Genomic DNA, 23,922 nt, shown 5'->3' with positions numbered 1-23,922 from the left:
AGGTCAGTCCTTCCACACGCCCCAGGCGATCGGCCGGTCCGGCGCCCAGACACGATAGCCGTGCACGTGCTTCGTCACTGCGTCGACCGCCGGCTCGTAGAGCAGCCCGATCGTCGGCAGTTGCTTGATAAGCAGACCGTGCAGGTCGAGGAAGAGTTGCTTGCGCCTCGCATCATCAGGTGTCTCCATCGCCTCGCGCAGCATCCCGAGCGCGTTCGGGTCGTCCCATTGCGCCCATTTGAACTTCGTGCGGTCGGCGAGAAAGGTGGCATAGGTCAGGGCCGGGTCGAAGCGGCCGGAATAGGTGAAGGACTGCAGCTGGAAGTCGCCCTTCACGTAATGGTCAAGCTGCGTCGCCCAATCCAGGGTTTCGATCTGCACGTTGAGGCCGACCGCCGACAGCATCGCCTGCACTAGGATGGAGTTCGCGTCCATGCCGGGATAGCGCTTGTTGGTCTGCAGCTTGATCGGCTCGCCGCGATAGCCGGCCTCTTTCAGCAGCGCCGCGGCGCGGCCCGGGTCATAGGCGGGCCAGGCGAGAAAGGCCGGATCGAAATAGGCCATCGAGGCGCTGACCGCCGAGGAGTTGGCTTTGACGAGGCCAAGCGTGCGGGCCTCCGCGATCTGCTCGCGGTCGATGGCCACGGCGATCGCCCCGCGCATCTTCGGATTGGCGAGCAGCGGATCCTTGTCGTTGATCAACAGCGCGTCGCGGGCAAGCCCGGGCGCCGTCTGCACGTTCATTCCGGCGGCCTGCAACTCGGCGATCCGCTCAGGCTGCAATTCGGCGATCACATCGACGGCGTCGGTCCGCAACGCCGCGCGTGCCGCGCTGTCGTCGGGAATGATCCTGAAGCTGACACGGTCGACATGGGCGATCCGCGCACCGGCGTAACCGCTCGCCGGCGTAGGACTTGGTTGATACTCGGCGACGCGGTCGAGGTCTACAGACTGATCATGCTTCCATTCCGCGAGCTTGAACGGGCCGGTGCCAACAGGGGCGCGCCATTGGCCTTGCGCGTCGACACTATCGGGGTGAGCGACGAGCACCGCGCACTGGATATTCGCCAGTTGCCTGATGAACATGCCGCTTGGCTTTTCCAGGCGGTAGATGACGATACGTGGCTCCGGCGCCTCGACGTCGGTCACTTTGACGCCCTGGCTGCCGTCGAACACGTTGCGGCACTGCCAGCCGGCGTTGGCCTGCAATCGCGACCAGCTCCACTTGACCTCGGCCGATGTCAACGCCGCGCCGTTGTGAAATGTGACGCCGTCGCGCAGCACGAAGCGATAGCTCTTGCCGTCGTCGGAGACGCTCCAGGACTCCGCAAGCGCGGGGCCGACGCTCATGTCGGCGCGATAGGCGACCAGGCCTTCGAAGATATGGTTGAGGACATTGTCGGTGTTGGTATCCCTGTTGACGCCCGGCTCCAGACTGCGAATGTCGGAGTTGAGCCGGATCGTCAGCACGCCGCCTAGCTTCGGCTGCTCGTCGGCGAAGGCTTGCGTCACCAGCATCGCGCATAGCCAGCTCGTCACAAGCATTCGTTTCATCACACACTCCCCACGAAATTCGCCTCGCCAGAGGCCTTGTCGAAGAAATCCTCCACCACCGGCAGCAGGCCGGGCAGCGTGTGCGCAATGCCGGGAACGATGTCCCGCCGCACCGAAATCCCCTGCGCTTCGAAACTCGCCTTGAGGGCATCGAGCCGGGCCGGCCGGTCGGCGCCGGCGATATTGGCGTCCGGCTGCCACCATGGATCACCGGGCTTGATCGTGATTTCCCAGGTGTCCCTGTCCGCGGCGCCGACGACCATCTGCACGGCGACGCGGCGCATGGCGGCGAGATCGAGCGGCTTGCCGAAACGCTCGGCAAAGTCGCGGACGCCGACCCAATGGTCGCGCGCGAGATCGAGCAGCGTGACGACGCCGGGCGAGGCGATCGACACGGCACTCAGCCGTTCCGGATGCAGCGTGAAGAAGCGCTGGGCGAACTGCGCGCCGCCGGAAAAACCGAACAGGGCGAAGCGGTCGGCGTCGAGCCGGTAGCGTGCTTCAAGCTCCGCGATCATCGCGAACAGCACGGCGTCGTAGTGCATCGCGCCGACGCGCAGCATCTTGTAGCTCGAATGATCGTTGGCTGCGAGAATGCCGGCAGGAAACAGCGGCGCGAGGACGATCAGCCTGCGCCGCTCGGCCAGCGCAATGAAGGCATCGCGATAGGCGACCATTTCGCGGCGCGAGCCATGGATGGCGACGAGCAGGCGATAGCGATCGGCGCCGTCCTCGGCATAGCTTTCCGGAACATAGGCGCAGTAGGAAAACCGCGGATCGCTCTGGCAACAAAAGGCCGTGGTGCGGCCGAAATCGTAATAGGAGAGGCGCACGCCGTGGCCCTGGCGCTGCGGGGCGGGCGTGCTCATCGCGCAGGCTCAGGCGGAAACGCCGGTGGCAGCCGTGCCTCGATCGCCTCGGCCGCGTCGAAGCAGAGATCTTCGCGGAACGGCGCGGCGACAAGCTGGACGCCGATCGGCAGCCCGTCGGAGACAAGCGCCGGCGCCGATATCGCCGGCAGGCCGAGCAGCGAGACCGCGGTCATCGGGCGCTGCGACCGGACGATCGCGCTTGTCGTTGCCGCATCGCGCGTATCGGCATCGACTTCGAAGGCCGGCTCGGTTGAGGCCGGCATCAGGATGAGCGGATAGCGGATCAGGAAAACCTGCCAAAGCCGCAGCAGCCTGAGCCGCTCGCCAAGCGCGACGAGGACCTCGGCCGGATCGCGCTGCGGCCAGACGTGTCGCCAGAGGCCCGCAGCACGGCGAACGCCGTCATCGCCGTTCTTCTCGATATACGGCTCGAGCTGGGCCAGAAGATCGGGCATCGCAAGGCGCGGCCAGGTTTCGGCGGCGGTGGTGAGCTCCGGCGGCGATGCGGGCTCGACGCGATAGCCGGCGTCTTCGAGCGCGCGCGCCGCGGCGCTCAAGGCTGCGCTCACTGCCGGATGATAGGGGATGCCGTCAAAGCTTTCGACCAGCGCCACCTGGATGGGTTGATGCGCCGGAGGGAAGGCGGCCGGTGCAAGCGTCCGCGGATCAAGCACGTCCGGCTTGGCCATCGCCGCGAAGGCCAGCCGCAAATCCCGGACGCGGCGCGTCAATGGACCCTGCACCGCCATCAGTTGCGAGGAGATCGGCGACAGGCCCTGGAAGCTCGGATTGTAGGAGGGAACGCGTCCATAGGACGGCTTCAGACCGAACAGGCCACAGCAGAATGCCGGATAGCGGATCGAGCCGGCGATATCGTTGCCGTGGGAGATCGGCGCCATGCCGGCGGCGGTCGCGACTGCCGCGCCGCCGCTGGAGCCGCCACAGGTGCGATCGGCGCGCCAGGGATTGCGCGTCTCGCCGTGCAGCGCGTTGCCGGTGTGCCAGCGCATCGAATAGCCCGGCGCATTGGTGCGCCCGATCAGGATGGCGCCAGCCGCACGAAGGTTGGCGACGACCGGATTGTCCTGCTCGGCGATGAGACCCTTGTTAGCGACGATGCCATTGTCGGTCGGGCAACCGCGCTGATCGATGTTGATCTTGATCGTGGCGGGCACGCCGTGCAGTGGGCCAAGCTCCGTCCCGGCGCGCTGCTTGGCGTCCAATGCGTCGGCGGTGGCGAGCGCTTCGTCCGCCAGCGTCAGGACGACGGCATTGAGTGCGGGATTGACCTCGGCGAGGCGCTCGAGGGTCGCTTCGACCACCTCGCGCGCCGAAATCGTTCGGGCGCGGATCGCTGCCGTGAGGGCCGCGGCATCGGCGCGCCAGATCGGGCCGTCGAGCGATCCGGACGCGGCCTGTGCTCCCCCGCCGTGAGCTGTCCGCCCGATCATGCTCAGTCTCCTCTGGCAACCGAGAAGACAATAGTGTATTTTATAATGATATGAAACACAAATCAAAATCCCGACCCACCCGGCTGCAACAGGACCTGTTGCCGCAGATCGTCGAACTCATGCGGGGCGACGGTCTCGGGCCTGGCGCGCGATTGACCGAGGTCGAAGTCGCCGAGCGGCTGCAGGTGTCGCGCACGCCGGTGCGCGCCGCGCTTCAGCATCTGGCGCGGCGCGGTTTCGTCGAGGCGCGGCCGCGCCGCGGCTTCGTGCTGCGCAAGAGCGCCGCGAGCCTCACGCTCGACGATGCGCCGGCGGTATCCGACGAAACGAACGAGCTCTGCGTCGAGATCGCGCGCGATCGCCTCGCTGGCCGCCTGCCGCTCGAAATCTCGGAATCGGACCTGATGCGGCGCTATCAGGTGACGCGGCCGTTCCTGCTCAAGGTTCTCAACCAGCTGGCAGGCGTTGCGCTAATCGAGCGCAAGCCGGGCCGCGGCTGGCTGTTTTCGCAGGCGATGGGCGATTCGAAGGCGCGAGCCGAGAGTTACGCCTTCTGTCGATTGCTGGAGCCGGCGGCAATCCTGACGCCGGGATTCCATCTCGACCCGGCCTGGATCGCCGAGATGCGCGAACGTCATCGCGCGGTGCTGGCCGCGCCCTGGCGCAAAGCCTCGAGCGTCGGCTTTTTCGAGATGAACGCCGCCTTTCACCTGGGGATCGCCGCCGGTGCCGACAATCGCTATTTGCTGCTTGCGCTTGAGCAGCAGACCAGGCTCCGGCGCCTCGTCAATTACGATTGGACGTTCGGCCATGAACGCGTCGTCACATCCTGCAACGAGCATCTCGCGATGCTGGATTGGATCGAGCGCGGCGAGTTGGACGTCGCGGCGGCGCTGATGCGCAGCCACATCGATGCGGCGAGCCGGCTCCCGCATCCGCAGCGGGACGAGGCGTCCTAGTGTATTATGTCATGAAATAAGTCGTGAACAGAAAAGCCGCGCGACGCGCATCACTTCACAAAGACGTCCTGCACGCGTTTCAAATGTTGCTTCAAGGCGGCACGAGCCTCGGCGGGCTTGCGGCTGCGAATTGCTGCCACGATCCTGCGGTGGTCTTTCAAGACAGCCGTCCGCTCTTTCCTGTCATTTGAAAAATGCTCTTCGAATTTTCGGAACGTTGGCTGATAGCGAAGCGCCCAGAGATGTTCCAGTTGGTCGACCATGACCTGATTGCCCGACGCCATCGCAATCGCGGCATGAAAGGCATGGTCGGAATCGAGGAAGCGGGCGGGATCGGATAGCGCTTGATACATGGCATCGAGCGTTGCTTCCAATGCTTCGAGTTGTTCCGGTGAGGCGTTCCTGGCGGCCAGTGCGGCGATTTCTCCTTCAATCAAACTGCGGGCTTGCAGTTGGTCGAGGGCGCTTCGCTCGCTAGTTAACTCCGAAGCAGGGCTGCCGCGTGTTTCACAAATCTGTGCGCCATCGCCAACGCGGATCTCCACGAGACCCTTGACCTCAAGGGCAATCAGGGCCTCCCGAACGGACGTGCGGCTGACCCTCATTTGGGCTGCCAAATCACGTTCTGGCGGGAGATAGCTGCCGGGTGGGACGGCGCCGGACCGAATGCGCTCCTCGAGGATCTCGGCTATTTGCTTGTAGAGGCGTTGCGACTGCAGGACCGGCAACTCCAACCGCCTGTCCGATGCCGCCTTGTTGTCGCTTGCCATGTCCATCCCTGAAGACCGCCCATATGGCTGCGATTATCGCAGACTTTCGCCAATGGTCCAAAGGTACGACCAGCAATCCTCCGCAGATCATAGAACGGAAGGGTTGCGGCGATCGACCACTTGCCGACCGCCGCTGTTCGTCTTGGCCACAATCTCGTCGACCGCCTCCAGACCCTGACGTTTGCAATGTTCGCCGAGGGTTGTCTCGGAATGGCGACAACGTCACCTGAACTGCGAACCTTCATCGTCCGCACGATAGCCCTGCATGAGATACTCGATCGCACTGGGCAGCGTCTGAGCTTTGGTCGCCGGGTCCACGTGCACGGCATTGCGAGCGAAGATGAACTGGTACTCGTACCCTTTCGCGGCCAGCACCTTGGCCATGTTCTCGGCACAGAGCACGTAATCGTGCATCCCGTCCGCCATGGGATTCGGATACCAGCCGTCTTGATCACCCATCTCGAACCACATTCGGATCGGCTTCTTCGGGCTGGTGAGGACGAGTGGCGAGCCCGAAGGCTGGGTCGACGTCGTGGGGCCGTTAAGGCTCAGGTTCTCGGTGTTCAGCAAGGGATTGGGTTGTGGGCCAGCATACGGGCTGTGATATTGCCAGCCCCCGCCCGGCAGATTGGGGTCATGCGGCCACTGCTGGTTAGTAAAGGTCGGAGAATAGGACAGCACCTTGCCGAACAGCTCGGGGTGGAACCAAGCCATGGTGAAGGCGCCTCCGCCGCTCGCACTCTGCCCCATGGCGATCCGGCCTGCGGGATTCCGCGTCAGGCGAATGCCCGCAACTTGCTCGACCAGGGGAAGGACCTCGGTCTGAATAAACTCGGCGTAGAGCCCATTGATGGCGTCATATTCAAAACCGCGCTGGCTTCCCTGCGCGTCCTGGCCGCCATTCTCAACGATGATCGCGACCATCGGGGGCACCCGCCGCAGCTGAACCAGATTGTCGATGGTCGGGAAAAGCAAAGGCTCCAGAGTGAACGCGGCCACGGGACCCGAAGTCGGGCCGTTGCCGTCTCCGCTGACGATGAACGGCAGGGGCTGATCTCCGCGCGCGAGCCGGGGCACGTAGACCAGCACCTTGCGCGTCCATGTCCCGACCTCACCGCAATATTTGGCGTCGGGCGTGAAGCAATTGGGCACGAGCATGGTCGAGAAGTCGCCCGGCGCGGTCTGCCCGTAGGAGTTAATGTAATCGAAGAATGGCTCCACCCGCACGTGGCCATTGTGAAAAATCGTGCTGTCCTTCGACTGCATGATGAAGCTGTACACTTTTCCTGAGAGCAAGCCGTTCGGGGCAACCGTCTCGGGCGCGGGGGGGTGGGTTGGGCCGAGGATGAAATTCCCGTTGAGGCCGATCGGAGGTAGCGCGCCATTCGGGAGTGCTGTCGCCGACGGGTAATTCGGGTTCAGGGGATTTCGGGTGGGTGGATTGGTTCTGAAGTCGAGACCGGTTAGGTCGATATAGAAGGGCGCACTCGGATTTGTGGTGTTAGCGCCGGCCGGCAGCAAACCGGGCGGAACGCTCTGCGCGTGGGCTGATGGCATGGCCGGCTCGAGCAGCAGCACTGCGAAGGCTGCCATAACTAGTCTGCGCGTTCTCATGATGTTGTTTCCTCCCTTTGCAATTTTTTAGTGGCTTCGTTGCGGTGAAAGTGCCGGAAATGACCTCCCATTGACGGGAGGAAGAGGTTCAACCTTGCGGACGATGAACAGGTAGGACAGCGCGCCTGCATCGCGCAGAGCGCCAGCACACACGGACGCCGGCGAGAGAAAGGCTGGCACAGGCATGGGCAAGCAGGGCCATGCATGCTCCGGTGCATTCGACGAAGGCTGACAGGGCGATCGACAGGGATGTCCGAGGTGGTCGAGACGATTCCGCGCATCCCCGGAATCTGGCGGATGCGCCCAAGCGGTATCGTTCCTGCCTAGCCGGCGAGAAGACATTTTCACGACGACGCCCCTCCCGAAAGTCGTCTTCGATCAAGCCCCTCAAGATCGTAAGGACCGATGGTCTGAATCTATGTGGCCTAAAGGTCTACTGGTTGGACCAATGTACCAGAACTCGCATTTGGTTGCAAGGGAGCTTCAGACGAAGGCATCCTGCGCATGTCGACGGCGTGATGCTGGGTGGGCAGCCCATTAGGCGCGGTGGCGGCTGCTCGGGGGCGATCCCGAGCTGTTCGGGCAGGGGTGCTGCACGCGATCATGAAGAACGTGTTTTGCCGCGATGATGCCCGACATCGAGGCGCGGCTCGCATAAGATGTGCTGCTACGTGCGATGGCGCCGGTTCGTCGGCGCATTCCACGGCGCGCGTTACGCAAGCACCTCGCCGAGCACGGCGTCCGGCCCCGGGACCGGCGTCGAGCTGCCTGCGCGATACAATCGCCCTAATCGACGGCCGTGTGCGGACGCCGATGAGTGCTCGCCGAGAGTTCGGGATAGCCGTTCAGCATCAGCTTGTCGGCGCGGACGCCCCAACTCTCGAGGCGGTCGAGGAAGCTCATGCCGAGCAGATTGGTCTTCATCTGTCCGCGCTGCACCACCAGCGCCGGCACCGATTTCTCGACCAGTTTACCAACCGCAAGGCGATCGAGCGTCAGCCGCGCCGCCTTGGTGTGGCCGCCCGCGGTTTCGAGATCGACATTGTATTCGAGCATTTCGGTCGGCAAGCCGATCGCCTTCGCCGTCTCCCAGGTCAGCACGACCGACGTCGCGCCGGTGTCGATCACCATCGGCGCGACGACGCCGTTGATCTTGGCGCGGAACGCGAACTCGCCGCCCTGGCTGCGTGTGATCTGCACCGCGGGCGCAGGGGCGGCGGACACATCGCTATCGTTGCGGTCGAAAATTTGCGAGATGTTGTCCCTGGCGCGGGCGATCTGATCGGGGTCGCCATAGGTGACGATTGCGCCGGCGGTTGCCATCAGCAACAGCACGATGAGGAGGATACGACTCACCGGGCACCTCCTTGCATGGAGGCCGTGCTCAGGCGCGCTTCGGACGGGGCTCCATAAGCTGGAGTCCGGCCTCCGCCATCCGCGCAGGCAACGTCGTCATGACCGCCAGCCGTTCCGCGCTGTCCATCTTGTGCCAGCGCGCGATCTCCGGAAGCGTACGCCCGCATCCGAAGCAGAGCTTGGTCCTGGGGTCCATCATGCAGACTGCGATACACGGCGATTCTGAGCTCATTCTTCAAGTGTTGAACGGTTTCAACCGCTTCTGCAAGCCGACCAAAACGCAACGCCCCCATCGCGCTTCAGCCTGTTGTTTGAGCACGATCTCAGCGTAAAACGCGGCGCGCTTGTCGCAAGGGAAAGTCGCATCGCGCATGCTCTACAATCCGGTGCCGGCACTCATGATCGATTTGCGGCGTACGCGCTTGCGGTCGGCGCCCGGCTCGGTCTCCGTGGGCTCCGGCTGCACCGGTGGCGCTTCCTCCACCATCGGCGCCAGCGCACTCATGACGCGCTCCGGCGGCAAGGTGACGATCACCTCGGTACCGATCCGCAGTTTCGACTTCAGCGTGAAGGTGCCGCCATGCATGTCGATCAGGCTCTTGGCGATCGGTAGCCCGAGGCCCGCACCCTGTTCCGCCGACTTGATCGAGTTGGAGCCTTGCCCGAACGAGGCCAGCACGATCGGGATTTCGTCCTCGGCGATGCCGCTTCCGGTGTCCTTGACGCTCAGATATTGGCCGCCCGACGCGGTCCAGCCGACCTTCAGCCAGATCTCGCCGCCCTGCGGGGTGAACTTGATCGAGTTGGAGAGCAAATTGAGTACGACCTGGCGAATGGCGCGCTCATCGCCCCAGATTCGCGGCATGCCGTGCTCGAACACCTCGTGGATGGTGATGCCGCGGCTGGACGCGCGCAGCTTCAACAAATGGTGGCAGTCGGCGACGACATGCACCAGCGCGACGGCCTCTTCGTTCAGCTCGTAGCGGCCCGCCTCGATCCGCGACAAATCGAGGATCTCGTTGATGAGATTGAGTAGGTGCACGCCGGAATTATGGATGTCGGCGGAATATTCCTTGTACACCGGCACCGCGTGCGCACCGAAGATCTCGCTCTTCATCACCTCGGAGAAGCCCAGGATCGCGTTGAGCGGCGTCCGCAGCTCGTGGCTCATCTGGGCGAGGAAGCGCGACTTGGCGACGTTGGCGGATTCGGCACGGTGCCGCGCTTCGTCCGAGATCGCCTTGGCCTGCTCCAGCTCGCCGATCAGCGCGTCCTTTTCGGCGCGGGCCTCCAGCGTCGCCAGTGTGGTCGAATGCAGGCGGTGGGCGAGCAGGGCGAAATAGCCTTCGGCCGCCAGCGCCAGCAGCGCCAGCACATAATTGTCGAACGCGCCGTTCAGCACGAGATCGAGCGCAATCGCCACCGTCACCGGGATGGTTGCCGCGAGTGCCGCGATCGGCAGGCTCGCCGCCAGCATGCTGGAGACCGCGATCACCAGCAGCATCAGGAACATCATCAGCGTGTTGGAGGCGAGGTCGCGGCCGGCGGGGTGGATCAGGATCGCGGTCCAGCACAGGCCGTAGAGCAGGTCCAGCAGCACGAAGCGCGTCCGCCATTTGCGGGTCACCGCGAGCGAGGGCTGCTCGGCAAGGAAACGGGCGCAAGCGCGGATGATGGCGGCATGGACGCAGAGCATGCCGACCGTCCAGGCCGCGGCAATGGTCGGCTGCATCCACAGGCCAAACAGGAGGCCGGTTGCAACCACCAGCAGCATGACGACGTAGGACGCGGAGATCCGGGTCTGGGCGTATTGCCGGAGCAGTTCGGCGTCGAAGGCGGGCCGGGTTCCACTGGTTGACGTTAACCGATCGCGCGCCTCGCGCACCCGCTGCGCAGCCACGCGCCGGCTGTTGACCGGCGCTGCCACCTGAGGCCCTGCCGGAAGCTGTACAACTTCAGGCTTTTCTGCGGGATTACTCATAAACAACACAAACCTCGCCCGCGAACCGCGCGGGCTTTTTGCATTGTCTATCTGTGACGCCAAATCCTTAAGCGATGACTTAAAGAGCTAAAGAAACTCCTTAACGGGAGGTTAAATTAACCTCTCGGCGCTGCACGCACTCGGCCTCGCAAAACCCCTCCGCGGCCGGGGCATGGAGGCGTGGCTGAGCGACGCCTGTGCCGTTTCGCTCCGAACGCGGAACTTAGCGCTGCAGCCGGGCCAACAGGCTCGACGTATCCCAGCGCTTGCCGCCCATCTTCTCGACCTCGGCATAGAACTGGTCGACCAGTGCGGTTGCGGGCAGGGTGGCGCCGTTGCGGCGGGCTTCCGCCAGCGCAATCGAGAGATCCTTGCGCATCCACTCGACCGCGAAGCCGAAATCGTACTTGTCGTCGTTCATGGTCTTGTAGCGGTTCTCCATCTGCCAGGACTGCGCTGCGCCCTTGGAGATGGTCTCGATCACGGCGGCGACATCGAGGCCGGATTTCTTGGCGAAGTGGATACCCTCGGAGAGGCCCTGAACCAGGCCGGCGATGCAGATCTGGTTGACCATCTTGGTCAGCTGGCCGGCGCCTGCCGGGCCGAGCCGCTTGCACATCCGCGCATAGGCGCCGGTGATGATCGGCTCCGCGCCCGCGTAGGCGTCTTCGCTGCCGCCGCACATCACCGTCAGCGCGCCGTTCTCGGCGCCGGCCTGGCCGCCGGACACCGGAGCGTCGACGAACTTGAAGCCGGCCTTGGTGGCGGCGGCATCGAGCTCGCGGGCGACCTCGGCGGAGGCGGTGGTGTGGTCGACGAAGGTCGCGCCCTTCTTGATGCCGGCGAAGGCGCCGTCGGGGCCGATTGTGACGGCGCGCAGGTCGTTGTCATTGCCGACGCAGCACATCACGAAGTCCTGGCCTTCGGCCGCCGCCTTCGGGGTTGCTGCGGTCTTGCCGCCGAACTTGTCGGCCCATTCCTTCGCCTTCGCAGCGGTCCGGTTGTAAACGGTGACCTCATGGCCGCCTTTTTTCACGAGGTGTCCCGCCATCGGGAAACCCATCACGCCGAGACCGAGAAAAGCGACTTTAGCCATGTCTGCTACCTTGTTATTTGCGTTTATTTGCCTTGGCGATCGCCCCTGAAGCCGCGCCGGCAAGGCTGGACGGGCCGGGGATACCTTCCATCAGGGAGCCGCACCATACCCCCTGCGCAGCCGAGGGCAACGGCTTCGTGGGATGGCAGGTCCCGGTTTTGTGCTAGGGTCGGGGTACCAAATAACGTCACAAAAAAGGGAGCGTATCGCATGGGCGTGAGCGTGGGTGTGCTCGATCATTTCAACATCCGGACCCGGAATCTTGCCGATACGGTCCGGTTCTATGAGGACGTTCTGGGCCTCGAAAAGGGTGCCCGGCCGAACTTCGCGTTCCCCGGGGCGTGGATGTACAGCGAAGGCAAGGCGGTGGTGCATCTGGTCGATATTTCGAAGACCGACGAGGCGCAAAAGCCGGATTCCGGCGTCGTCCATCACGTCGCCTTCGCCAGCCAGGGCTTTGCCGGGATGAAGACGCGGCTGCACTCCAAGGGCATGGAATTCGACTCCCGTCAGGTCCCGGGCGGCGACCTCTGGCAGATCTTCGTCAACGACCCCAACGGGGTCATGATCGAGCTGAACTATGAGGCCGCCAAGGAAGGCGGCGGTGCGGCCCCGGTCGAGCGCCGGGACGACGTCGGAGCGAGGTAGCCTTTTGCGCCGCAACGCTCTATGGGTCGCCTCTCTAACCATCCAGGAGATGCGCGGGTGAGCGTGACGGAGCAACAGGTCCTCGAGTGCCTCGCCAAGGTGATGTCGCCGCGCGGCACCGCCTTGACCAATGCCAATGTGCTGTCGGCGATCACGGTCACCGACGGCAAGGTATTCTTCTCGATCAATGTCGATGCCGCCGAAGCCCGCGCCTGGGAAAACGTGCGCGCGCAAGCCGAGACCGCCGTCCGTGCGCTTCCCGGCGTCAGCGTGGCGATGATCGCACTCACTGCGGAGCGCAAGGCGGGCGGTGCTGCCGCCGCACCGCCGCCCCCGCCGGCCGGCGGTGTCCCGCCGGCGTCGGCACATCGCCATCCGCATCCACCGGGTGCGGCTTCGCCGATGGCGCGGCAGGCCGAGATTCCCGGCATCTCCGCGGTCATCGCGGTCGCCTCCGGCAAGGGCGGGGTCGGCAAGTCGACCACCGCGCTCAATCTTGCGCTGGGCTTGCGCGATCTGGGCCTGCGGGTCGGGCTGCTCGATGCCGACATCTACGGGCCGTCGGTGCCGCGGCTGACCGGCATTCGCGAGAAGCCGCAGCTCAACGACGACAAGAAGATGATTCCGCTTAACCGCTTCGGCCTGGCGATCATGTCGATCGGCTTCCTGGTCGAGGAAGACACTGCGATGATCTGGCGCGGGCCGATGGTGATGTCGGCGATCACGCAGATGCTGCGCGATGTCGCCTGGGGTACGCTCGACGTGCTCGTCGTCGACATGCCGCCCGGCACCGGCGATGCCCAGCTCACATTGGCGCAGAATGTCCCGCTGAAGGGCGCCGTCATCATCTCGACCCCGCAGGACCTCTCGCTGATCGACGCGCGGCGGGGATTGGCGATGTTCGAGAAGGTCAACGTGCCCGTGCTCGGCATCGTCGAGAACATGAGCTACTTCCAGTGCCCGCATTGCGGCACGCGCTCGGATATCTTCGGCCATGGCGGTGCGCGCCACGAGGCCGAGCGGCTCGGGGTGCCGTTCCTCGGTGAAATCCCCTTGCACATGGCGATCCGCGCCGCCTCCGATTCCGGCAATCCGGTGGTCGAGAGCGAGCCGGACGGCCCGCACGCGGCGATTTACCGCGCGATCGGCGCCAAGGTCCGCGAGCAGCTCGGGGGCGTCATCGCCGCGGCCTGAGGCTGTATGGCGGGCCGGCAGGCCTTGAAGGCCAGGCTTTGACGGCCAGGCTTCAGTGGGCTTTGTTCACAGAACTGTCGCCCGGCATGATTGCCGGATCGGTTCCAGCCTGTATGTTTGTCCACAGAGCCGAATCGTAGCGCCCGCCTGTCAGCTTGATGGAGTCAATGGGTGAAGAGACCGCGGAAGGGCCGTGAGACGGCGAACAAGATGGCAGCATCGCGCTTTGCATTGGAAGAGGGCCGCAAGCATCTCACGCGAGAGAGGCGTGCAGAGGCTTCCTTAGCCGCGTTCAACCTCTCGAAGAAGACCGACTCGCTCGGTGAAGCTGCGGCGACGGTCGCGAAGATGTTTGGCATCAGCTTCACGACAGCGCAAAGCTGGATCCGGCGCGGGCGCCATTTGGCCAACAAGCCCAAGACATCGAAGGCGGCGACGAAGCGCTGATTGGTCATCCGGTGGTGGAGCGCGAGCCGGACGGTCCGCACGCGGCGATTTACCGCGCGATCGGGGCTCGGGTCCGCGAGCAGATCGAGGGCGTCATCGCCGCGGCCTGAGCCGGTTTTTCCCGAGCAATTGCTGCGTCATGAGACTTTCGTTTAATTGGCGAGGTCATGCCATTGTCGCGTTTCCGCGCGGCAACTTCCGTGTTAAATGGCCCCCAGCGAGAGCACCCCGGCAGCCCATGGAATCGTGCTGCGGGAGGAGATGCTTGCGAACACCGGGAAACGCCCCTCAAGGAGATGCCTTAAGATGAAGCGTCGTGATTTTTTGAAAGTTTCTGCGGCCGGTGCTGCCGCGACGGCCGTTGCCTCGCCGGCGATCGCGCAGTCCTCGCCTGAAATCAAATGGCGCTTGACCTCGAGCTTCCCGAAGTCGCTTGACACCATCTATGGCGGTGCCGACCAGCTGGCGAAGTACGTCGCCGAAATGACCGACAACAAGTTCCAGATCCAGGTGTTCGCGGCCGGTGAAATCGTGCCCGGCCTGCAGGCGCTCGACGCGACCTCCAACGGCACCGTCGAGATGTGCCACACCGTGTCCTACTACTATGTCGGCAAGGACCCAACGTTCGCGATCTACGCCTCGGTGCCGTTCGGCCTCAATGCGCGCATGCAGAATTCCTGGTGGTACCAGGGCGGCGGTGAGGCGCTCGGCAACGAGTTCTTCAAGAAGTTTGGCGTGATCGGCTTCCCCTGCGGCAACACCGGCACCCAAATGGGCGGCTGGTTCCGCAAGGAGATCAAGACGGTTGCCGACATGTCCGGCCTGAAGATGCGGATCGGCGGCATCGCCGGCCAGGTGCTGCAGAAGGTCGGCGTGGTGCCGCAGCAGCTCGCCGGCGGCGACATCTATCCGGCGCTGGAAAAGGGCACCATCGACGCCGCCGAGTGGGTCGGTCCGTATGACGATGAGAAGCTCGGCTTCCAGAAGGTCGCGAAGTACTACTACTATCCGGGCTTCTGGGAAGGCGGCCCGACCGTGCACGCTTATTGCAACCTCGAAAAATGGAATTCGCTGCCGAAGAACTATCAGGCGATCCTGACCAACGCGATGGCCAACGCCAACAGCTGGATGGCCGCGCGCTACGACATGCAGAACCCGTCGGCCCTGAAGCGCCTCGTCGCCGGCGGCACGCAGCTGCGTCCGTTCACCAACGAAGTGCTCGAGGCCTGCCTCAAGGCGACCAACGAGCTGTGGGCCGAGATCTCGGCCAAGAACGCCGACTTCAAGAAGTCGATCGACGCCATGCAGGCCTACCGTTCCGACCAGTATCTGTGGTGGCAGGTCGCCGAATACACCTTCGACAGCTTTATGATCCGCTCGCGCACCCGCGGCTGATCAACCCTCATACGCAGCTCCGGCTGTTCGACTTAAGTAGCCCGGCCTTCGCGAGAAGGCCGGGCTTTTTGCGTCTGGCGCTCGGGGGGCGGATGTTCCATGCTCCAGCCCAAGCCTCGGCATGAAGGCGGCACCTGACGACACAATCGACAAAGGGAGGATTCATATGAAGCGAAGGGATTTCATCAAGGTCACCGGTTTAGGCGTTGCAGGTGCGGCGACGATCGCAGCGCCCGCGATCGCGCAGTCGATGCCCGAGCTCAAATGGCGCATGACGACGAGCTGGCCGAAGTCGCTCGACACGCTGCACGGCGGTGCCGAGATGATGGCCAAGATGGTCGGTGAGGCGACCGACAACAAATTCCAGATCCAGACCTTTGCCGCCGGCGAAATCGTGCCGGGCCTGCAGGTGCTCGACGCCGTGCAGAACGGCACCGTCGAGATGGGGCACACCGCATCCTACTATTATTTCGGCAAGGACCCGACTTTCACGTTCGGTTCGTCGGTGCCGTTCGGGCCGAACATGCGCATCAACCAGGCCTGGTACATGTTCGGTGGCGGCAAGGAGCTGCTGAATGAGTTCTACAAGGGCTACAACGTCACCTCGCTGCTGGCCGGCAACACCGGCTGCCAGATGGGCGGCTGGTTCCGCAAGGAGATCAACACCGTCGACGATCTGAAGGGCCTCAAATTCCGCATCGGCGGTTTCGCCGGACGCGTGATGCAGAAGCTCGGCTGCGTGCCGCAACAGCTCGCCGGCGGCGACATCTATCCGGCGCTCGAGAAGGGCACGATCGATGCGGCCGAGTGGGTCGGTCCCTATGACGACGAGAAGCTCGGCCTCTACAAGGTCGCGCCGCATTACTACTATCCCGGCTGGTGGGAAGGCGGCCCGATGCTGCTGGCGATGGTCAATCTCGACAAGTGGAATGCGCTGCCGAAATACTATCAAAGCATTCTCGAGCAGGCCGGCCATCTCGCCAACAACTGGATGATGGCGAAATACGACACGGTGAATCCGACCGCGTTGAAGAAGCTGCTCGCCGGCGGCGCCAAGCTGCACGGCTTCTCGCCGCCGATCATGGAGGCGAGCTACAAGGCGGCAAAGGAGCTGCACGCCGAGGTCGCGGCCGGTAACGCCAACTTCAAGAAGCTGCTGGATTCGCTGACGGCCTATTCCAGCGGCGGCTACCAGTGGTTCCAGGTCGCCGAGGTCGGCTACGACAATTTCATGGCGCGCCACGCCCAGACCTGATCGCGGTCTTCAAGTCGCGAGGTGCACCTTCACCTCGCCCCGCTTGCGGGGAGAGGTCGGATTGCGCTCGGCGATGCGAAGCATCGTCCGAAGCAATCCGGGTGAGGGGGACTCTCCCCACTCATCGTCTTTCGAACTTGCGGAAGCAGCCCCTCACCCCGACCCTCTCCCCGTAAGAACGGGGCGAGGGGGAAGAGACCTCTGATCACGTCTTCGACGCGACGCGGGTCTCGAATACGCAACTCCGCCAGTCGCTGGTCGGACAATCGGTCGGCCAGCCGCCGCCGAGTGCCATGAACAGCGCCGCGGTGTCGGACAGCCGCGTCGCCACCGCCTGCACGCGGGTGATCGCAGCATTGAGATAGACCTGCTGCGCGGTGAGCACGATGACCTGGTTGACCTGGCCGAGCACGAGCTGCTTCTGGATGATGTCGACGCTGGCCTTCGCGGCGTTCTCGGCCTTGATCGCGGCCTGCACGGAGCGAGCGTCCGCCTGCAGGCTGCGCAGCGCATCGGCGACGTTCTGGAACGCGGTGATGACGGCCTGCCGGTACTGCGCGTTGGCCTGGTCGAGCGCGGCTTCGGCGGCCTTCTGCTTGTGGTACAGCGTGAAGCCGTCGAACACGGTCTGCGTCGCGCTCCCGGCGATCGTGTAGAACAGCGTTCCCGGCGTGAACAGCTGGGCGGCGTTGAAGGCAGTCGAGCCGGGGTTGGCCGAGATGACAAAATTCGGCAGCCGTGCGGCGATCGCGACGCCGACCAATGCGCTTGCCGAATGCAAACTGGCCTCGGCCGCCCGCACGTCGGGCCGTTGCGCCACCAGCGTGCTCGGCAGGCTCACTGGCGGATTGGCCGGCAGCGCGAGGCGTGCGAGGTCGAACTTCTGCAGGATCTCGTCGGCGGAGAATTGGCCGGCCAGCGCGGTGAGCAGGTCGCGCTGGATCGCGAGCTGTTTCTGCAGCGGCGGCAGGGTCTGCTCGGACTGAGCCAGTGCGGCCTCCTGCGCCAGCACGTCGACCTGGGCAGCCTGGCCTGCATCGAACTGGTTCTTGAGGATGCCGAGGATGTCGCGCTCGATCTTGATGATGCGCTCGGTGGCGGCAATCTGGCCGCGCAGCGATGCCTCCTGGATCGCCGCCGTCACCACGTTGGCTGAGAGCGTCAGGTAGGCCGCCTCGAGCTGGAACTGGGCCTGTTCGGTGACGGCGTCGAGGTTCTCGACGTTGCGGATGTTCTCGCCCCAGACGTCCGGCACGAAGCTGATATTGAGCTGGGCGGTGTGCAGCGAGTATTCATCCTGCGCCGTATTGCCGGGCCCCGACACTGCGTTGGAGACCAGCTGTCGGGAAGCGGTATAGTTCGCCCCGACCTGCGGGAAGAACAGGCCGCGCTGCGCCAGCGCGTTGAAGTTGGCCACCTTGATCGCCGCCTCGGCCGATTGCAGCGACGGATTGCGTTCGACCGACAGGCGGATCAGGTCGTTGAGCGGGACGGACCTGAAGGCCGCCCACCAGCGCGTCGGGATATCCGCGCCATTGACGAAGCGCTGCTTCGCCACGCGCGGGCCGCCCGGATCGGTGCCGGGCGATTGCAGCTTCTCCGGCGTATATCCGGCGACATCGGGGGCCGGCGGCGACGAGAAATTCGGACCGACCGCGCAGCTCGCGAGCATTAGCGCGCCGGCAGCGACGGCGAGTGCGCGCGTCGCGGCGGCATGATGTGGTATCCTGGCGCTGAAGGCGTGCATTGCGGGGTGCCTTTAATGCGCGGCTTCAGGCGGCGCCGCGGCAGCCGTCTCTTCTGGGACGGCGGCGCGCTCGCGCGACAGGAATATCTTGCGCAGCGCCGGTGCGACGATCAGCAGCAGCAGCGGCCCGATAAACATGCCGCCGACCACGACGGTTGCGAGCGGCCGCTGCACCTGGCTGCCGATGCCATGCGACAGTGCAGCCGGGAACAGGCCGACACCGGCGGACAGCGCGGTCATCAACATCGGACGCATGCGCTGCTCGGCACCATTGAACACCGCCTCCGCGATGCTCAGCCCCGAGGCTCGCAGCTCGCGGAAATAGGTGATGTTGAGGATGCCGTCCATGACCGCGACGCCGAACAGCGAGATGAAGCCGATGGCGACCGAGATCGAGAAATCGAGCCCGGTGAGAAACAGTGCGATCAGGCCGCCGCCGACCGCGAAGGGGATGCCGGCCAGCGCCAGCAGGCTGTCGCGCAGCGAGTTGAACAGGCTGTAGAGCAGCACGAAGATCAACAGCAGCGTCACCGGCACCACGATCATCAGCCGCGCCTTGGCGGATTCGAGATTGTCGAACTCGCCCGACCAGACCATCCGGTAGCCGGGTGGAAGCTGGACCGCCTCGGCGATCCGCGTCTGCGCTTCCGACACCGTACTGCCGAGGTCGCGGCCGCGGACGCTGAACTTGATCGGGATATAGCGCTGGCTGCGCTCGCGATAGATGAACAGCGCACCGGTATCGAGCGAGATGTCGGCGAGCTCGCTTAACGGGATATAGGCATTGGTGCCCGAGGGGGTCGAGTAGGCGACCTTGATCTCGCGCACGGCATCGATGCTCTGCCGGAATTTTGGATCAAGCCGCACCACCACGCCGAACTGCCGGTCGCCCTCCAGCACCGTCGTGGCACTGGTGCCCCCGAGCGCCGCCTGCACCACGGTGGTGATGTCGCCGGTGTTGAGGCCGTAACGCGCGGCCTTCTCCCTGTTGACGCGGATGTTGAGGTTGGGTTGCCCGACCAGATGGAAGATGCCGAGATCGGCGACGCCGCTGATCTTGGCCATTTCCTGCGAGACCTTGGTCGCGAGCCCTTCGAGCACGTCGAGGTTGGGGCCGATGATCTTGATCGAGTTCGCGCCCTTCACCCCCGACAGCGCCTCCTCGATATTGTCCTGGATGTATTGCGAGAAGTTGAGGGTGACGCCGGGCATCTCCTCGTCGAATTCCTTCTGCAGCTCCTCGGTGAGCTTTTCCTTGGTCAGGCCCGGCGGCCATTGATCGAACGGCTTGATCGGCGCGAATAGCTCGACGTTGGAGAACGGCGAAGCGTCGCTGCCGTTGTCGGGGCGGCCGTGCTGCGATACCACGGTGATGATTTCAGGATGGCGCAGCAGGATCTCGCGCATCTTGCGGGTCGGTTCGGTGCCGGCATCGAGCGAGATGGTCGGCGGCATCGAGGCGCGGATCCAGAAATTGCCTTCCTCGAGCGCGGGCAGGAACTCGCTGCCGAGCCGGCTCGCCGCCAGCGTGCTGATGCCGAGGAAGATGATGCCGGCCGCGACCGCGACCTTCACATTTGCCAGCGACCAGCGCAGCACCGGCGTGTAGCTCCTGCGCAGCCAGCGCACGATGACGGTTTCAGTCTCCTCGATATGCTTCGGCAGCAAGAGCGAAGCCAGCACCGGCGTCACGGTAAATGTCGCCAGCAGCGCGCCGGCGAGCGCGTAGCCATAGGTGCGCGCCATCGGTCCAAAGATCTGGCCTTCGACGCCCTGCATCGTGAACAGCGGCACGAACGCGGTGACCGTGATGGCCGCGGTGAAGAACACGGCCTTGTCGACCTGCAATGCGCTGACGAAGATCATGCGCAGCCGTTCGGTCCAGCCCGGTGCCGGATGGCCGTGCGACGCGGTCGGATCGGTGCCCCAATAACCGTCCGCGAGGCTTTGCAGCACACGCAGCCTGCTTTCGGGCGTGGACTGGAAGTTGCGGAAGATGTTCTCCATCATGATGACGGCTGAATCGACGATGATGCCGAAATCGACCGCGCCGAGCGACAGCAGATTGGCGTCCTCGCCCTGCAGCACCAGGATGATGATGGCGAAGAACAGCGCGAACGGGATGTTGGCGCTGACGATCAGCGCGCTGCGCAGGTCGCCCAGGAAGACCCACTGGATCACGAACACCAGAAGGCAGCCGAACACCAGATTGTGCAGCACCGTGTGGGTCGTCACATTGACCAGCGAGCTGCGATCGTAATAGGGAACGATCTTGACGCCGGGAGGCAGGGTGCCGTCGCTGTTCATTTTGGCGACCTCCTCCTCGACCTTGGGAATGATCTCGTTGGTGTGCTGGGTGCGCCCCATCACCACGATCGCCGCGGCGACGTCGTCGTCCTTGTCCTTTCCGGCGATGCCGAGCCGCGGCACATAGCCGACCGACACCTTGGCGACATCCTTGATCTGGATCGGCAGTCCGTTCGACTGCGTCAGGACGATGTTCTCGATGTCCTGGACCTTGTAGCCCTTGGTGACGTCGTCATCGCCTCCGGAATTGATCAGGCCGATGCCGCGGATGTTGACGGATTGCTGGCCGATCGCGATTTCACGGCCGCCGACATTGACATTGGCATTGCCGAGCGAGCTGATCAGCTGCGGCACGGTGATATTGTAGGCCTCGAGCTTCGCGAGGTCTGCGTCGACGTTGAACTGCTTGGTGGTGCCGCCCCAGGCGTTGATCTGCACCACGCCCGGAAGCGTCATCAGGCGGCGCGTGACGACATAGTCCTGCAACGTCCTGAGATTGGTCAGGCCGAAATTCGGCGGACCGACGAGCTGGTAGCGGTAGATCTCGCCGACCAGGCTCGACTGCTGGATCTGCGGGATCTGGTTGGCGGGCAGCTGGACGTTCTGCGTCAGGCTGTTGGTGGCTTGGCTGAGCGCGAAATAATAGTCCACGCCGTATCGGAAGGTGACCCGCACGAAGGCCAGGCCGTAGAACGACGTCGATCGGATGTTGACGACGCCAGGCGTCGGGTAAAGTCCGACCTCCATCGGGATCGTGTAGTACTTCTCCATCTCCTCGGCGGAGAGGCCGGCGGCTTGCGCGGTGATCTCCAGGATCACCGGTGCTGGATTCGGATAGGCTTCGATGTTCAGCTTGGTGAACGCAGCAAAGCCGGCGGCGCAAAACACGGCGAGGCCGAGCACGATGACGGCGCTTCGGGTCAGACCGAACTGAAGGAGACTCTTGATCACTGGACTGCACTTGGTCTTGAACGGGGGAGGGCACGGCTAGCGTCGCAAGCCATGTCTATCCCGTGGCCGCGTTGGCGAATTTGTTGCTGAGGAAGATCGCCCCGGTGGAGGCGATCTTCTCGCCCGCGCCGAGGCCATCGAGAATCTGGCGCCAGCCGTCCTGCTCCATTCCGATCTTCACCGACCGCCGATCGAATTTGTGCCCGTCGGTCGTGACCCACACCGTCATCGTTCCGTCGCCCTCGCGCACGATGGCGTCCGTGGGCACGCTGACCGACATCTTCGGCGGCTCGGTTTCGATGGTGAAGCTCGCCAGCATGCCGGCGCGCAGCCTGTGCTGGGGATCGTCGATCACCGAACGCACCAGCTGGCGGTGCGAATTCGGATCGATGTTCAGCCCGAGCGTGGTCACCCGCCCGCGAAACGCCTCGTTGGGATAGGCCGGTACGCGGACTTCGACCGGCTGGCCGATCTTGTAGTCGGGCGCATCGGTCTCGATCACATTGGCGACCATCCACATCGTCGAGATGTCGGCCAGCGAATAGGGCGCCGGTGCGTTGCCCGGCTGCAAGTAGAGACCCGGCGCGGCGTTCCGCGCGATGATCCGCCCGGAGATCGTACTTGGAACGACCAGGATGGAATCGACCTTGCGGTCGGCGACGATGCGATCGATCTCGGCATCGGTCTTGCCGAAGATGCGGACCGCGTCGCGTGCGGCCTTGAAGTTGCCTTCGGCCGTCTGCTGGTCGGACGTTGCCTGGTCGACGTCCTTCTGCGCGCCGCCGCCGGTCTTGAGCAACTGCTTGACCCGCGCCAGCGTCCTGGTCTGCAGTTCGAGCACGCCCGCTGCAGCCAGCAGCGCCGACTCCGCCTGCAGCAGGTCGGGGCTGTCGATCGTAAACAGTGTGTCGCCCGTTTTCACTTCGTCGCCGACGTTCAACAGCGTGTCGACGATCCTGCCCGGATTCGGCGTGAAGGCCTGCACCAGCATGTTCTGGTTGAAGTCGATCGAGCCGACCGCATTCTTCAACGTCCGGAACGAGCGCTGCTCCGTGGCCATGACCTTGAGGTTCGCGGCCTGCTTGTCGGTCATGATGACATATTGCTGCTCGACGTTGACGTCCTCGATCGTGTTGGTCGGGGCCGCGCTGGCGCTCTCAAGGCCATCGGTACGCGTCAGCAGCCAAGCGCCTGCAAGGATCACAGCCAGTGCCGGCAACGCCACGTAACCCGTATATTTCATCTGAAACGACATCGCCTGCCCGATTCGCCGAGATATGGAGAAACCGCACGAGGACCCGAGACCCCGCCGCATCGTGCTGCAAGGACATCGGTCTCGGCGAGGCCGGGCATTAGTTATCAGGACCAGCTTACGCCAGCCTTACATTGCTTTGCACAACGTCGCGGGCGCGCACGGATTTCCGTTGCAGCGGCGGCGCTTTTATCTATTTTCTGTGGGCGTTAGCGGAGCTGCGCATAGAAAAATCATAGCGTGTGCTGTGCGTGCGGTACGATCTGCCGAAATGTGCGTCGTTTGCTCCGCGCAATGCCCAATCGGCGATCTATCGACGAATTTGTTGTGTGGCTGGCCTATCGCATTCGGGTGTGCGAACACGGCTCGGCTACGATGCTGGTGACGGGACTGTTACGATGCGCCTTTTGATCGTCGAGGATAATGTCGAACTGTCGCGCCTCATCGCGAATGGGTTGATGGCGGCGGGATATGCGGCCGACGTCGTGCACGGCGTTGCCGAGGCGCGCGACGCGCTGCGCAGCGTCAGTTATGCCGCCATGATCCTCGATCTCGGTCTGCCCGACGGCGACGGGCTGTCGGTGCTGTCCGAACTCCGCCGCAAGATGGACCCGCTGCCCGTGCTTGTGCTGACTGCGCGAAACGGACTGCGGGATCGGGTCAACGGCCTGCGCAGCGGCGCCGACGACTATCTGGCAAAGCCGTTCGCGCTGGAAGAGCTGGTGGCGCGGCTGGAAGCCATTCTGCGCCGGCCGGGCCAGTTGCTCGGCTCCTCGCTCAACCTTGCCAATCTGGTCTACGATACCGAAAGCCGGCAGGTCTTCATCGACGGCATGCCGCGGGTCTTTTCTGCCCGCGAGACGTCAGTGCTGGAGATCCTGCTGCGGCGGCAGGGACGGGTGGTGCCGAAGAAGAACGTCGAGGACCATATCTTCGGGTTGGCGGGCGAGGTCGCCTCGAACGCCGTCGAGGTTTACGTGTCGCGGTTGCGCAAGCTGCTCGCCGAGCACAATGCGAAGATCATGATCCACACCATCCGCGGCGTCGGCTATTTGATGGCCGAGGAGAAATAG

Annotated in this window: 20 protein-coding genes; 7 read left to right on the top strand and 13 right to left on the bottom strand. The window is 64.1% G+C overall.

Annotated elements, in window-relative coordinates; translation table 11 throughout:
* Window positions 1–3: 3 nt before the first annotated feature.
* The 3 genes from UP10_RS36155 to UP10_RS36145 are packed head-to-tail and all read right to left on the bottom strand — an operon-like array spanning window position 4 to window position 3,877.
* The gene (locus tag UP10_RS36155) at window positions 4–1,554 is read right to left on the bottom strand and encodes an ABC transporter substrate-binding protein (protein ID WP_044591944.1); all 1,551 of its coding nucleotides are present in this window, start codon (window positions 1,552–1,554) and stop codon (window positions 4–6) included.
* A complete protein-coding gene (locus UP10_RS36150) occupies window positions 1,554–2,423 on the bottom strand; it encodes an alpha/beta hydrolase family protein (protein WP_044591943.1) in 870 nt (289 codons plus the stop codon). Before UP10_RS36150 ends, UP10_RS36155 begins: the two co-directional genes overlap by 1 nt.
* Window positions 2,420–3,877: an amidase gene (locus tag UP10_RS36145; RefSeq protein WP_082077437.1), complete on the bottom strand. Its 1,458-nt coding sequence runs from the start codon at window positions 3,875–3,877 to the stop codon at window positions 2,420–2,422. The genes UP10_RS36150 and UP10_RS36145 overlap by 4 nt, the downstream gene beginning before the upstream one ends.
* A gap of 50 nt (window positions 3,878–3,927) precedes the next feature.
* Between UP10_RS36145 and UP10_RS36140 the strand changes: the two genes are divergently transcribed.
* Window positions 3,928–4,836: a GntR family transcriptional regulator gene (locus UP10_RS36140; RefSeq protein WP_044591942.1), complete on the top strand. Its 909-nt coding sequence runs from the start codon at window positions 3,928–3,930 to the stop codon at window positions 4,834–4,836.
* 50 nt (window positions 4,837–4,886) lie between these two features.
* On the opposite strand, the gene UP10_RS36135 is transcribed toward UP10_RS36140, so the two are convergent.
* The 7 genes from UP10_RS36135 to UP10_RS36110 all read right to left on the bottom strand — a co-directional run bounded on the left by UP10_RS36135 (window position 4,887) and on the right by UP10_RS36110 (window position 11,653).
* A complete protein-coding gene (locus tag UP10_RS36135; RefSeq protein ID WP_197086987.1) occupies window positions 4,887–5,606 on the bottom strand; it encodes a FadR/GntR family transcriptional regulator in 720 nt (239 codons plus the stop codon).
* A 222-nt stretch (window positions 5,607–5,828) separates the two neighbouring features.
* A complete protein-coding gene (locus UP10_RS36130; protein WP_245322115.1) occupies window positions 5,829–7,199 on the bottom strand; it encodes an alpha/beta hydrolase in 1,371 nt (456 codons plus the stop codon).
* An 807-nt stretch (window positions 7,200–8,006) separates the two neighbouring features.
* On the bottom strand, window positions 8,007–8,576 hold the full coding sequence (locus UP10_RS36125) for a TIGR02281 family clan AA aspartic protease (RefSeq protein ID WP_044591940.1): 570 nt from the start codon (window positions 8,574–8,576) through the stop codon (window positions 8,007–8,009).
* A 28-nt stretch (window positions 8,577–8,604) separates the two neighbouring features.
* Complete coding sequence (locus tag UP10_RS36120) at window positions 8,605–8,808, bottom strand: DUF1289 domain-containing protein (RefSeq protein ID WP_044591939.1); 204 nt, start codon at window positions 8,806–8,808, stop codon at window positions 8,605–8,607.
* Window positions 8,809–8,811: 3 nt separating this feature from the next.
* Complete coding sequence (locus UP10_RS44890; RefSeq protein ID WP_156180610.1) at window positions 8,812–8,949, bottom strand: hypothetical protein; 138 nt, start codon at window positions 8,947–8,949, stop codon at window positions 8,812–8,814.
* A gap of 3 nt (window positions 8,950–8,952) precedes the next feature.
* On the bottom strand, window positions 8,953–10,557 hold the full coding sequence (locus UP10_RS36115) for a sensor histidine kinase (RefSeq protein ID WP_044536752.1): 1,605 nt from the start codon (window positions 10,555–10,557) through the stop codon (window positions 8,953–8,955).
* Between the two features lie 223 nt (window positions 10,558–10,780).
* The gene (locus tag UP10_RS36110) at window positions 10,781–11,653 is read right to left on the bottom strand and encodes an NAD(P)-dependent oxidoreductase (RefSeq protein ID WP_044591938.1); all 873 of its coding nucleotides are present in this window, start codon (window positions 11,651–11,653) and stop codon (window positions 10,781–10,783) included.
* Window positions 11,654–11,863: 210 nt separating this feature from the next.
* Between UP10_RS36110 and UP10_RS36105 the strand changes: the two genes are divergently transcribed.
* The 5 genes from UP10_RS36105 to UP10_RS36085 all read left to right on the top strand — a co-directional run bounded on the left by UP10_RS36105 (window position 11,864) and on the right by UP10_RS36085 (window position 16,592).
* Window positions 11,864–12,301, top strand: a complete 438-nt coding sequence (locus tag UP10_RS36105) for a VOC family protein (protein ID WP_044536750.1) — start codon at window positions 11,864–11,866, stop codon at window positions 12,299–12,301.
* Window positions 12,302–12,358: 57 nt separating this feature from the next.
* Entirely contained in the window at window positions 12,359–13,495 is a 1,137-nt protein-coding gene (locus UP10_RS36100) for an Mrp/NBP35 family ATP-binding protein (protein ID WP_044591937.1), read from the top strand.
* Window positions 13,496–13,705: 210 nt separating this feature from the next.
* Window positions 13,706–13,942, top strand: a complete 237-nt coding sequence (locus UP10_RS36095; protein ID WP_044592232.1) for a hypothetical protein — start codon at window positions 13,706–13,708, stop codon at window positions 13,940–13,942.
* Between the two features lie 306 nt (window positions 13,943–14,248).
* Window positions 14,249–15,337 (top strand): TRAP transporter substrate-binding protein, encoded by a 1,089-nt coding sequence (locus UP10_RS36090; RefSeq protein WP_044591936.1) that lies wholly within the window; start codon window positions 14,249–14,251, stop codon window positions 15,335–15,337.
* Between the two features lie 166 nt (window positions 15,338–15,503).
* On the top strand, window positions 15,504–16,592 hold the full coding sequence (locus UP10_RS36085) for a TRAP transporter substrate-binding protein (protein WP_044591935.1): 1,089 nt from the start codon (window positions 15,504–15,506) through the stop codon (window positions 16,590–16,592).
* Window positions 16,593–16,797: 205 nt separating this feature from the next.
* On the opposite strand, the gene UP10_RS36080 is transcribed toward UP10_RS36085, so the two are convergent.
* From UP10_RS36080 to UP10_RS36070, 3 genes are read right to left on the bottom strand one after another with little or no spacing between them, the layout of a single operon-like run.
* Entirely contained in the window at window positions 16,798–18,339 is a 1,542-nt protein-coding gene (locus tag UP10_RS36080) for an efflux transporter outer membrane subunit (protein WP_044591934.1), read from the bottom strand.
* A 12-nt stretch (window positions 18,340–18,351) separates the two neighbouring features.
* Window positions 18,352–21,597 carry an efflux RND transporter permease subunit gene (locus tag UP10_RS36075; RefSeq protein WP_044591933.1) on the bottom strand — a complete coding sequence of 1,082 codons (3,246 nt, stop codon included), beginning with the start codon at window positions 21,595–21,597 and terminating at the stop codon, window positions 18,352–18,354.
* Window positions 21,598–21,652: 55 nt separating this feature from the next.
* A complete protein-coding gene (locus tag UP10_RS36070; protein ID WP_245322113.1) occupies window positions 21,653–22,852 on the bottom strand; it encodes an efflux RND transporter periplasmic adaptor subunit in 1,200 nt (399 codons plus the stop codon).
* 395 nt (window positions 22,853–23,247) lie between these two features.
* Here UP10_RS36070 and UP10_RS36065 point away from each other — a divergent pair, with 395 nt between their 5' ends.
* Entirely contained in the window at window positions 23,248–23,922 is a 675-nt protein-coding gene (locus UP10_RS36065) for a response regulator (RefSeq protein WP_044536743.1), read from the top strand.

It is taken from the genome of Bradyrhizobium sp. LTSPM299, from assembly GCF_000938235.1.
In the GTDB taxonomy this organism is placed as follows: Bacteria; Pseudomonadota; Alphaproteobacteria; order Rhizobiales; family Xanthobacteraceae; genus Bradyrhizobium.
Note: the sequence above shows the minus strand (reverse complement) of the source record. Positions and strands in the feature narration are given on the sequence as shown.

Coding starts and splice junctions, on each gene's coding strand:
- UP10_RS36155 (WP_044591944.1), bottom strand. CDS start 1,554: ATGAAACGAATGCTTGTGACGAGCTGGCTATGCGCGATGCTGGTGACG.
- UP10_RS36150 (WP_044591943.1), bottom strand. CDS start 2,423: ATGAGCACGCCCGCCCCGCAGCGCCAGGGCCACGGCGTGCGCCTCTCC.
- UP10_RS36145 (WP_082077437.1), bottom strand. CDS start 3,877: ATGATCGGGCGGACAGCTCACGGCGGGGGAGCACAGGCCGCGTCCGGA.
- UP10_RS36140 (WP_044591942.1), top strand. CDS start 3,928: ATGAAACACAAATCAAAATCCCGACCCACCCGGCTGCAACAGGACCTG.
- UP10_RS36135 (WP_197086987.1), bottom strand. CDS start 5,606: ATGGCAAGCGACAACAAGGCGGCATCGGACAGGCGGTTGGAGTTGCCG.
- UP10_RS36130 (WP_245322115.1), bottom strand. CDS start 7,199: ATGGCAGCCTTCGCAGTGCTGCTGCTCGAGCCGGCCATGCCATCAGCC.
- UP10_RS36120 (WP_044591939.1), bottom strand. CDS start 8,808: ATGAGCTCAGAATCGCCGTGTATCGCAGTCTGCATGATGGACCCCAGG.
- UP10_RS44890 (WP_156180610.1), bottom strand. CDS start 8,949: ATGCGCGATGCGACTTTCCCTTGCGACAAGCGCGCCGCGTTTTACGCT.
- UP10_RS36115 (WP_044536752.1), bottom strand. CDS start 10,557: ATGAGTAATCCCGCAGAAAAGCCTGAAGTTGTACAGCTTCCGGCAGGG.
- UP10_RS36110 (WP_044591938.1), bottom strand. CDS start 11,653: ATGGCTAAAGTCGCTTTTCTCGGTCTCGGCGTGATGGGTTTCCCGATG.
- UP10_RS36105 (WP_044536750.1), top strand. CDS start 11,864: ATGGGCGTGAGCGTGGGTGTGCTCGATCATTTCAACATCCGGACCCGG.
- UP10_RS36095 (WP_044592232.1), top strand. CDS start 13,706: ATGGCAGCATCGCGCTTTGCATTGGAAGAGGGCCGCAAGCATCTCACG.
- UP10_RS36090 (WP_044591936.1), top strand. CDS start 14,249: ATGAAGCGTCGTGATTTTTTGAAAGTTTCTGCGGCCGGTGCTGCCGCG.
- UP10_RS36085 (WP_044591935.1), top strand. CDS start 15,504: ATGAAGCGAAGGGATTTCATCAAGGTCACCGGTTTAGGCGTTGCAGGT.
- UP10_RS36080 (WP_044591934.1), bottom strand. CDS start 18,339: ATGCACGCCTTCAGCGCCAGGATACCACATCATGCCGCCGCGACGCGC.
- UP10_RS36070 (WP_245322113.1), bottom strand. CDS start 22,852: ATGTCGTTTCAGATGAAATATACGGGTTACGTGGCGTTGCCGGCACTG.
- UP10_RS36065 (WP_044536743.1), top strand. CDS start 23,248: ATGCGCCTTTTGATCGTCGAGGATAATGTCGAACTGTCGCGCCTCATC.